We start from the raw sequence: 669 nt of genomic DNA on the forward strand, positions 1-669 counted from the left end.
ACGCTGGCCGAGGCCATGCAGGGCGCCGACGTGTTCCTGGGCCTGTCGGCGGCCAACGTGCTGCCGGCCGAGCTGCTGCTGCGGATGGCCGACCAGCCCATCGTGTTCGCCCTGGCCAACCCCGACCCGGAAATTGCCTACGAGCTGGCCCTGGCCACCCGGCCCGACATCATCATGGCCACGGGCCGCTCCGACCACCCCAACCAGGTGAACAACGTGCTGGGCTTTCCCTACATTTTCCGCGGGGCGCTGGACGTGCGCGCCACCGAAATCAACGAGGCCATGAAGCTGGCCGCCGTGCACGCGCTGGCCGCCCTGAGCAAGGAACCGGTGCCGGAAATCGTGAACAAAGCCTACGGCGACAACACCTTGTCTTTCGGCCCGGCCTACCTCATTCCCAAGCCCCTCGACCCGCGCCTCATCACCAGCATTAGCCCGGCCGTGGCCAAAGCCGCCATGGCCAGCGGCGTGGCCCGCCTGCCCATCGAGGACTGGACGGCCTACGAGGACCAGCTCCGCGCCCGCCTGGGCGTGAACCAGAAGCTGATGAACCGCATGACCTCGGCGGCCAAGGCCAACCCCAAGCGCGTGGTCTTTGCCGAGGCCGACAACTACAAGGTGCTCAAAGCCGCCCAGATTCTGCGCGACGAGGGCATCTGCTGGCCCATT

The 669-nt window shown here is 67.4% G+C and carries 1 protein-coding gene; it reads left to right on the forward strand.

From position 1 onward, the window contains the following. Positions 1-669 (forward strand): malic enzyme-like NAD(P)-binding protein (locus tag JKL48_RS22895; protein WP_262896024.1); only part of this gene is annotated, 669 nt, incomplete at both ends.

It is taken from the genome of Hymenobacter rubidus (assembly GCF_016734815.1).
Taxonomy (GTDB): Bacteria; Bacteroidota; Bacteroidia; order Cytophagales; family Hymenobacteraceae; genus Hymenobacter; species Hymenobacter rubidus.